The following is an 8,387-nucleotide window of genomic DNA, read 5'->3' as shown; positions in this document are numbered from 1 at the left end:
CCCCGGCGGGCAACCGCGACCACATCGCGTCGGAACTCCTCCGGATAAGGCTTGGCCATGATCGACATCCTTCCACCGAGGACCAAGTCCTCAGAGGTCAGGAGTCAACCCAACCTGCAGCAGTCCCGGACGGTCCCCCGGATGCGTCTCCTGCGTGTGCTTGTGCAGCTTCGCTGAGCGGTAGTGAGAGCGTCGACGGTGTGGGAGGGTACACACTCACGGTACGGGCGGGTTGGTCCGTCCCGGCGTCGCCGAATGCGACTCCGCCGCCGCGCCGCGGCCGACCTCGGCGCGAGGTGACGGTCCCGTTCAGCACCCGTCTCGCACTCGATGTGCAGGACCTGATCGATGCAGCGGTTGACGGCGGCGAGGGGACGATTCGCAACGTCGCAGAAGAGGCGGTCTGCGAGAAGTACGGACAGCAGTACGGCACGGAGGCGAAGGACCGGTAGGAGTCCAGCGTCACCGAACGCGGCGTTCGGGAGGCTGTACACGAGAACGGGCGGAACAACCGTGGTTGTCCCGCCCGTTCTACGCAAGCGCGCACACGCCCACCAGTGAGCGCTACCGCTACGTCAGCGGGCGCCGAAGTGTGCGATCGCACCGTCGATCTGCGCAGCGAGCACTGCCTCCAGGTCAAAGTGGGCGGACAGGGACGACCACTCGCCGATCAGCGTCCGCACCTCGGGGACGTCGGCGAGGTCGGCGGGATCGACGCGCTCGTACCACGACGCATCCTCGGGTCCGCGGAGCTGGAGTGAACGCTGCCACTGGAGCTCCGAGGCAACGAGGTACCAGCACGCCCGCCAGGTGTCGAGCGCCTGCTGCGCCGTGGCTCCAGCTTGTCGCGCGGCTCCGATGAAGCGGTCGGCGAGGGCGAGTGCGGGGATGCCGACGTGGGTGCCGGCCCGGAGGACGTCCACGACCCAGCCGACGTCGCGCAGCCGGTCCGCCATGTCGACCACCACCTGCAGCATCCGGTCGCGTGGCTCGGTACCGGCGGAAGGCGCGGCCCACGGGATCTCGGCGGCGACCGCTTCGAGCACGGCGAGCAGCAGGTCGTCCTTGCTCGGCACGTAGTAGTAGAGCGACATCGGCCGGGACCCGAGCTCGGTCGCGAGTCGGCGCATGCTTAGGGCGTCGACGCCGTCCTGTTCGAGCATCCGACGGGCGGTCCGGACGATCGTGTCCCGGTCGATCGATCCCGTCACGGTGCCTCCCTTGTGCGCGTCCCGCAAGCGTACTAGCGTTCGTACGCGTACGAAACCGTATGCGTACGAATCGCAAGGAGGCTCCATGATCGTCCCGAGGGAAGCGCGGGTGGGCGCGCTGCTCACCACCGTCTTCGTCCTGCAGTTCCTCGTCGCCCTCGACGCGGCACTGCTCAACGTCGCACTGCCGTCGATCGCGACCGACCTTGGGTTCACGCCCACCGGTCTGCAGTGGGTCGTCACCGCCTACATGCTCGTGTTCGCGGGACTCCTGCTGCTCGGCGGGCGGCTCGGCGACCTGTTCGGCCGCCGGCCCGTCGTGCTCGTCGGGCTCGCGGTCTTCCTCGTCGCGAGCGTCGTCGGCGCGGCCGCGGGATCGTCGGCGGTGCTCGTCGGAGCTCGGGCAGCGCAGGGGCTGGCGGGGGCACTCGTCGCCCCGGCGTCGCTCGCGATCATCCAGGCGAACGTCGCGGAGGGCCCGGTCCGCGGCCGCGCCATGGCGCTGTGGGGCGCGGCGGGCGCCGGTGGCGGAGCGGTCGGCGTCGTGTTGAGCGGGCTGCTTTCCGACACGCTGGGCTGGCGCTGGGTGCTCCTGGTGAACGTCCCCATCATCGTCGTGGCAGCGGTCGCCGCCGCGCGCGGCATCCCGCGCCACGAGCGGCACGCGCGTCGGGAGCCGCTCGACGTTCCGGGTGCGGTGCTCGTCACGCTCGGCGTTGCCGCCGTCGTCTGGGCGGTGGCACAGGCCGGGGCCGACGGGTGGGCGTCGGCGACCGCGCTGCTCGGGTTCGCGGCGGCCGTCGTGCTCCTCGCCGCCTTCGTGGTGGTCGAGCACCGGAGCGCGCACCCGATCATGCCCCTGTCGCATTTCGCGCATCGCACGGTGACGGGCGCGAACGCCTTCGGGTTCTTGCTGTCCGCCGGGCAGCTGGCCGCGTTCTACTTCTGCTCGCTGTTCATGCAGCAGGTGTGGGGGCTCGAGCCGGTGCTCGCGGGCGTGCTTTTCCTGCCGTTCTGCGCCTTCATCGTCCTCGGCATCGCGCTCGCGTCGCGCCTGCGTCGAGCCCTGGGGACCCGGTGGGCCCTGAGCGTGCTGGGGCTCCTCGGCGCTGCGGGGCTTGGCTGGTTTGGGCTGATGCCCACCGACGTGAACGTGTGGACCGGTGTCTTCGGACCGAGCCTGCTCGGCGCGGTCGGGATCGGCGGCGCGATGGTCGTCCTCGGTGGCGCCGCGACCGAAGGACTGCCTGCCCGGGATGCCGGTGTCGCCTCCGGCGTGCTGAACAGCTCGCGCCAGCTCGGTGGCACCGTCGGTCTCGCCGTCCTCGTGACCGTCTCGGCGCACGTCACCGGCGCCGCGACGTCCGCCTCCGCCGTGGGCGACGGCTACCGGGCGGCGCTCGGCGTGGCGGCGCTCCTGCTCGTCGCCGCCGCGGTGGTCGCCGCGATCGTGCTGCCCGGACGCGGGTTCGCCGCCATTCGGAGCGACGCGGTGGAACCGGCTCCGGTGGCGCGATCCTGAGGCTCAGGATCGCGCATCACCGAGCACCCTGAACCCTGCGTCCCGGAACGGGCGAGTGTCACGCTCGTGACGCCTGTCCGCCGGGATACCGACCGGCTGCAACACGACGTCCGGCACCCGGAGTGCGACGTCGCGGAGTACGGCACGCAGTTCGTCGACCGCCGCGGCCTCGTCGAGCGCGGTGCCGTCGAGCCCGACCGTCGGCCTGGCATCCGACACCACCACCAGGCGGTGGCGTCGCCGGTCGTCCGCGCGCGGTGGTGGTGCTGGCCGTCCGCGGTGCCGTCGATCCCGCGGTGCTCTTCGACATTGCCGAGCGCGCCGCCTCCGACGAGCTCGACTTCTCGGGGCTGGCGGAGTCGGAGCACGTGCACCACCACGCCGACGCGGTGACCAGGGAGCTGTCCGAGCCGGTCTCGGCCGATGCGCTCGTTGATCTACTCGAGGCGCAGATGCCCGACGTGGCGCGAGTGAAGGGCATCGTCGACGTGCGGATCGGCTCAGCGAGCTGCCCGTACGTCGAGCCACTCGGCACCGGCGCGACGGCTCGGGCGCTCGTTGCCATCGGGTACGGCATCGACACCCCGGCGTCCGGTCCCGGTTCGAGACCGCGGCTGCGGGCAGGCCGTCGTCTCCAGCGAGCGTCGGGCGACTGCGGCAATTACTCCGACTCAGCAGGTGAGTCGTGGCCGATCGGCCTCGATGACAGCGGTTCTCAGTAAGCTGGATGCATGACCGCCATCTCGGTCAGACGCGCGGTCCGGAGCGACGTTGCCGCGGTGCAGACGGTTGGCCTGCTGACCTGGCCGCCCACATACTTGGCCTTCACCTCACCCGACCACGTGCTCTGCGGACTCGCGGCGTGGTGGTCAGCGGACGCCGTCCTCGCCACGATCACCCGCGACACGACGTTCGTCGCGGAGATTGGGGACCGGGTCGTCGGCACCGCGACGCTCGGCACCGAACCGGTGATATGGAAGCTCTACGTCGTCCCCGATCAGCAGGGCACCGGATCGGGTCACGCACTCATACAGGCGATGCTCGACACGGTCGGGCCATCGGCCATCGGCCATCGGCCATCGGCCGTCTTCGTCGAGTTCATCGAGGGCAACGACTGGGCGCGACGCTTCTACGAGCGGCACGGCTTTGGCCCCGACCGTGTCGAGCACGAGGAATGCGAGCCGGCGACCGTTTGGTTCCGGAGACCGGAGCAGGGGCCGCCGGCGCACGTGCGCGGCTGAGCGCGCCTCAGCCGCGCACGCTCCAGGTGTCGCTCTCCTGCCGATTCGCCCAGAACCCCGCGTAGATCGCGCTCGAGGACAGGAGCGTTTCGTGGTCGCCGACCGCTTCGACGCCGCCGTCGTGCGTCAGCACCACGATCCGGTCGGCCTGGCGGATCGTCTGCAGCCGGTGCGCGACGACGATGAGGGTCTTCTTCCCCGACAGTTCGGCGAGCCCGTGCTGGATGAGGGCCTCGCTCTCGATGTCGAGCGCCGCGGTGGCCTCGTCGAGGAGCACCACCGGCGCGTCCTTGAGCAGCGCGCGGGCGATCGACACACGCTGACGCTCGCCGCCGGAGAGCGTTCCGCCGCCCTCGCCCACTACCGTGTCGTACCCGTGCGGCAGTCGCTCGGCGATCTCGGCGACGCCCGCTCGCTCGGCGGCGTCGAGCACCTCGGCGTCGGTCGCGTCCGCGCGCCCGAGCCGGATGTTCTCGCGCAGGCTGCCCTGGAACAGGTAGACGTCCTGGAACACCACCGACACCTGCTCCAGCGCGCGAGCTGTGCCGAGGTCGCGGACGTCGACACCGCCGATGCGGACAGTGCCAGCGTCCACGTCGAAGAACCGCGCCGCCAACCGTGTCAGCGTCGTTTTGCCGGACCCGGAGGGACCCACGATCGCGGTCATGCCGCCCGTGGGCGCGGTGAACGAAACGTTGTGCACGACGGTGGTGCCGGGGACGTAGCCGAAGGACACCTCCTCGAACGAGACGGAGGCGTCGGCCGGCTCCGCGGGGCGCTCCGGTTCCGGCAGGGTCGGTTCGTCGACGAGCCCCACCAACCGCTCGAGCGCGCGGTTCGCCAGCGCGGTGCCCTCGCCGAACGGCAGCCCGTGCAGCGCCAGCCACTCGAGGACGACCACGACGACGGTCGTCGCGACGGCGGGACCGATCGGCAGGGAGCCGTCGACGACCAGCCACACGGTGAGGGCGACCGCCACGAGCACGACGAGGTGGGCGGTCGCCGCGTACGACGACATCGACCACCCACGTGCGATCTGGGACCGCCGAGCAGCGGATCGCTGGCCCTCGATCGCTGACCGGACGCTGCGTTCCGCGATCGAGTCCGCACCGGCCGCGCGGACGGCGGGCTGCGCGGAGGCGAACTCGAGGACGCGGGCGCTGCCCTCGCCGTTCAGCTCGTCGACGCGGGCGTCGAACTGTGCGTCGCGACGTCGGGTCGCCCGCCACACCAGTGCGACGAGCACGGCACCGACGATGACGACCAGGCCGATCCGCCACTCCACGATGAGCAGGACGACCGCGGGCAGGACCGGCGCGATCGTGGCGGCGAGGAGCGGCCGGAAGAGCGAATCGGGAGCGTTCGCCGCGAACGTCACGCCACCGGCGGCGACGGTGTTGAGGCCGCTCGCCCGGTCGCCGGTGAACCACCCGAGCGGCAGACGGGCGATCCGGTCCGCCATGACCTCGTGCATGCGGAGGATGAGCCGACCGCCGAGCAGCTGTCCAACGACGGTGGACGCGACGTCGAGGACGCCGGCCGCGATCCCCAGACAGACCAGCACGACGAACGGCGTCACCACGTCGGCGTCCGGTCTGCCGGTGGATCGATCGACGAGCGCGGCGATGAGCGGCACGAGCGCCGCGATCGTCGCGGACACGAGGACGGTCGCCGCCACGGCGAGGACGAGGTACCTGCGGAGCGCGCGTCGTTCTGCGTCGTCCACGAGACGGAAGAGGTTGCGGATCATCGGGTGGCCTCCTGGTCGTGGGGGGCGATCGCCCGCGGGTCGTCGTGCAGCGAGGTGGATCGGGTGCGCTGGTAGGTCGACCACATCCGCGCGTAGAGGCCGTCGGCTGCGACGAGGCCGTCGTGGGTGCCGGACTCGGCGACCCGGCCGGCGTCGAGCACGACGATCCGGTCGGCGCCCGTGATGGTGTGCAGGCGGTGCGCGATGACGAGGAGGGTCCGGTCGCGGGTGAGGACCGCGAGCGCACGCTGGATCTCGGCCTCGGAGTCGGGGTCGGCGAACGCGGTGGCCTCGTCGAGTACGAGGAGCGGGGTGTCGAGCAGGAGTGCCCGGGCGATCGAGAGTCGCTGCTGTTCACCGCCGGACAGGTGCGCGTCTTCGCCCACGATGGTGTCGTAGCCGTTCGGCAGCCGGGTAATCCGGTCGTGGATCTGCGCGGCTCGAGCGGCCTGTTCGACCTCGGCGTCCGTCGAGTCGGGTCGGCCGACGGAGATGTTGTCGCGCACGGACATCCGGAGCAGATAGGGCTGCTGGAAGACGAACCCGACCTCGCGGTAGGTGCGTGCCGGGTCGATCGTCTGCAGGTCGAGGCCGCCGAGCCGGACGACACCGGAATCGGGGTCAACGAGCCGGGGCACGAGCGAGGCGAGTGTCGACTTGCCGGAGCCCGAGGGGCCCACGAGCGCTGTGACGGTGCCGGGTTCGAGGGCCACCGACACGTCGTCGACGGCGCGGGGTCCGTCCTCGTACGCGAAGGTGACGTGGTCGAGCTCGAGACGGTGGCCGTCGGGAACTGCCGACGAGTCCGGTGCCGGAGCACCGTGCAGCGCGAAAAAGCCGACGAGGTTCGCGGCGCTCCCGTTGGCCTCGCGGAGGTAGCGCTGCATCTGCACGAGCATGTAGAGCGGCGTCGCGATGTTCACCGACAGCAGCACGACCGGCACGACGACCGCCGGGTGCAGTCCGACCGTGAGCACAAGGATGGTCGCGCCGACACCGTTCACGAGGATCGCGAAGGCCGGCGAGGTGGCGACCATGACGAGCGCCGAGCCCCACGCGGTGGCACCCATCCACTCCATGTAGAACTCGTGGTGCGACCGGGCGCTCGCGGCAAAGCGGCGGTGTCCGCGACCCGACACCTCGAACACCTTGATCGGCGCGATGCCGCGGACGAACTCGACGATCGCGGCGGATAGCTCGCCGAGCGCGCTGTCGTACTTCGTGAACTGGGCGGACAGGTCCTTTGCCATCAGCGGCAGCACGGCGACAGCGCACACCAGCGGGACCAGCGCCACGAGCCCGACGTGCCAGTCGAGCACGAAGAGCACCACGAGGCTGCCGATCGGCCGGACGAGTCCGTTCACGGTGTCGGGGACGACGTGGGCGACGAGCTGGTGCACCTTCTGGACGTCGTCCTGCACGAGTTTCTTCACCCGACCGGACGCCGTGCGCGAGAACCAGTCCAGCCGGAGCGTGAAAAGCTTGCTGATCTGCCGCTGCCGCAGGTGTCCGGCGAAGTCCGCGTCGGCGACGTGGCTGACGATGTAGCCGACCGTGGTGCACGACTGGGAGACAACGAGCGCGACGACGAGCGCCACGACGAGCGTCCAGAGCCGCGTCAGGTCGGTGCCGCCGTCGACGAGATCACGTGCCAGGACATACAGGATGACCGCAGTCGCGAGGCCGACGAGACCGCCGAGGCCGGCGAGTGTCCCCGCGAGGACGATGCGACCGCGGATTGGTCGGGCGAGTTGCCAGAAGGCTCCGCTGCCGGTGTCTGGTGTGGTCTCGGTCATGCCTGCCTCCCCGCAGGTTCGGTCGTGACCGGCGGCTGTGGCGCCGCCGTAGCCGCGTGCTGGTGGCCGCTGCTGATGGGCACAACGAGCGGTGCGCCCGTCGTCGGGTCCGGGATGACCATCGCGTCGACGTCGAAGACCGCCCGTATGAGCTCGGGGGTCACGATCTCCGCCGGACGACCGGCCGCCATCACGGTGCCGCCGCGCATCGCGACGAGGTGGTCGGCGTACCGACACGCGTGGTTGAGATCGTGCAGCACGATCGCCGTGGTGCGCCCGGGACGGTCGGTGAGGACACGGCAGAGGTCGAGGACGTCGAGCTGGTGGGTGATGTCGAGATAGGTCGTCGGCTCGTCGAGCAGGAGCACCGGAGTGTCCTGCGCGACGGCCATCGCGATCCACACCCGCTGGCGCTGCCCGCCGGAGAGCTCATCGACCGGTCGATCGGACAGATCCGACACCCCGGTCCAGCGCATCGCGTTCGCGACGACCTGCTCGTCGGCCTCCGTCCAGCGCTGCATCCGCCGGCGGTGCGGGTGCCGTCCGCGAGCGACGAGCTCCGCGACGCGGATGCACTCCGGCGCGACCGAGGTCTGGGGCAGGAAGCCGAGTCGGACGGCGAGTTCGCGGGACCCGTACGACGCCAGGTCGCGGCCGTCGAGGAACGCTGAACCGGCCTTCGGGCGCATGAGCCGCGCCATGGTGCGGAGCGCGGTCGATTTGCCGCACCCGTTCGGCCCGATGATGATTGTCAGCGCACCGTCGGGAATGTCGAGATCGAGGTCGTCGGCGACCACGCGGTCGCCGTAGCCGAGTCGCGCCGACCGGAGACCGATGCGACCGGGATCGGTGAGAAGATCAGGCACG

At 70.9% G+C, this 8,387-nt stretch carries 8 protein-coding genes; 4 read left to right on the top strand and 4 right to left on the bottom strand.

Translation table 11 applies throughout. The annotated features are described in order from the left end of the window. Positions 1–296 precede the first annotated feature (296 nt). The gene (locus GVL05_RS15825; RefSeq protein WP_159573752.1) at positions 297–452 is read left to right on the top strand and encodes a hypothetical protein; all 156 of its coding nucleotides are present in this window, start codon (positions 297–299) and stop codon (positions 450–452) included. Positions 453–575: 123 nt separating this feature from the next. Here the strand turns inward: GVL05_RS15825 and GVL05_RS15820 are convergent, their stop codons facing one another. After that, positions 576–1,211 carry a TetR/AcrR family transcriptional regulator gene (locus GVL05_RS15820; protein ID WP_200849247.1) on the bottom strand — a complete coding sequence of 212 codons (636 nt, stop codon included), beginning with the start codon at positions 1,209–1,211 and terminating at the stop codon, positions 576–578. Between the two features lie 85 nt (positions 1,212–1,296). Here GVL05_RS15820 and GVL05_RS15815 point away from each other — a divergent pair, with 85 nt between their 5' ends. The 3 genes from GVL05_RS15815 to GVL05_RS15805 all read left to right on the top strand — a co-directional run bounded on the left by GVL05_RS15815 (position 1,297) and on the right by GVL05_RS15805 (position 3,974). Further along, positions 1,297–2,733 carry an MFS transporter gene (locus tag GVL05_RS15815; protein WP_159573750.1) on the top strand — a complete coding sequence of 479 codons (1,437 nt, stop codon included), beginning with the start codon at positions 1,297–1,299 and terminating at the stop codon, positions 2,731–2,733. Positions 2,734–3,029: 296 nt separating this feature from the next. Beyond that, positions 3,030–3,455 carry a hypothetical protein gene (locus tag GVL05_RS15810; RefSeq protein ID WP_159573749.1) on the top strand — a complete coding sequence of 142 codons (426 nt, stop codon included), beginning with the start codon at positions 3,030–3,032 and terminating at the stop codon, positions 3,453–3,455. A gap of 9 nt (positions 3,456–3,464) precedes the next feature. Next, positions 3,465–3,974 carry a GNAT family N-acetyltransferase gene (locus GVL05_RS15805; RefSeq protein WP_159573748.1) on the top strand — a complete coding sequence of 170 codons (510 nt, stop codon included), beginning with the start codon at positions 3,465–3,467 and terminating at the stop codon, positions 3,972–3,974. 7 nt (positions 3,975–3,981) lie between these two features. Here the strand turns inward: GVL05_RS15805 and GVL05_RS15800 are convergent, their stop codons facing one another. From GVL05_RS15800 to GVL05_RS15790, 3 genes are read right to left on the bottom strand one after another with little or no spacing between them, the layout of a single operon-like run. Beyond that, positions 3,982–5,724, bottom strand: a complete 1,743-nt coding sequence (locus GVL05_RS15800) for an ABC transporter ATP-binding protein (RefSeq protein WP_159573747.1) — start codon at positions 5,722–5,724, stop codon at positions 3,982–3,984. Beyond that, a complete protein-coding gene (locus GVL05_RS15795; protein WP_159573746.1) occupies positions 5,721–7,520 on the bottom strand; it encodes an ABC transporter ATP-binding protein in 1,800 nt (599 codons plus the stop codon). The genes GVL05_RS15800 and GVL05_RS15795 overlap by 4 nt, the downstream gene beginning before the upstream one ends. Further along, entirely contained in the window at positions 7,517–8,386 is an 870-nt protein-coding gene (locus GVL05_RS15790; RefSeq protein ID WP_200849246.1) for an ABC transporter ATP-binding protein, read from the bottom strand. The genes GVL05_RS15795 and GVL05_RS15790 overlap by 4 nt, the downstream gene beginning before the upstream one ends. Between the last annotated feature and the right edge of the window lies 1 nt (position 8,387).

The sequence above is a fragment of the Curtobacterium sp. 18060 genome, from assembly GCF_902706105.1.
GTDB lineage: Bacteria > Actinomycetota > Actinomycetes > Actinomycetales > Microbacteriaceae > Curtobacterium.
The sequence above is the reverse complement of the archived record's forward strand: the minus strand, read 5'-3'. Positions and strand labels throughout refer to the sequence as shown.

What these genes read in the sequence shown, in the direction of transcription:
- GVL05_RS15815 (WP_159573750.1), top strand. Translation starts at nt 1,297, where the DNA reads ATGATCGTCCCGAGGGAAGCGCGGGTGGGCGCGCTGCTCACCACCGTC.
- GVL05_RS15805 (WP_159573748.1), top strand. Translation starts at nt 3,465, where the DNA reads ATGACCGCCATCTCGGTCAGACGCGCGGTCCGGAGCGACGTTGCCGCG.
- GVL05_RS15800 (WP_159573747.1), bottom strand. Translation starts at nt 5,724, where the DNA reads ATGATCCGCAACCTCTTCCGTCTCGTGGACGACGCAGAACGACGCGCG.
- GVL05_RS15795 (WP_159573746.1), bottom strand. Translation starts at nt 7,520, where the DNA reads ATGACCGAGACCACACCAGACACCGGCAGCGGAGCCTTCTGGCAACTC.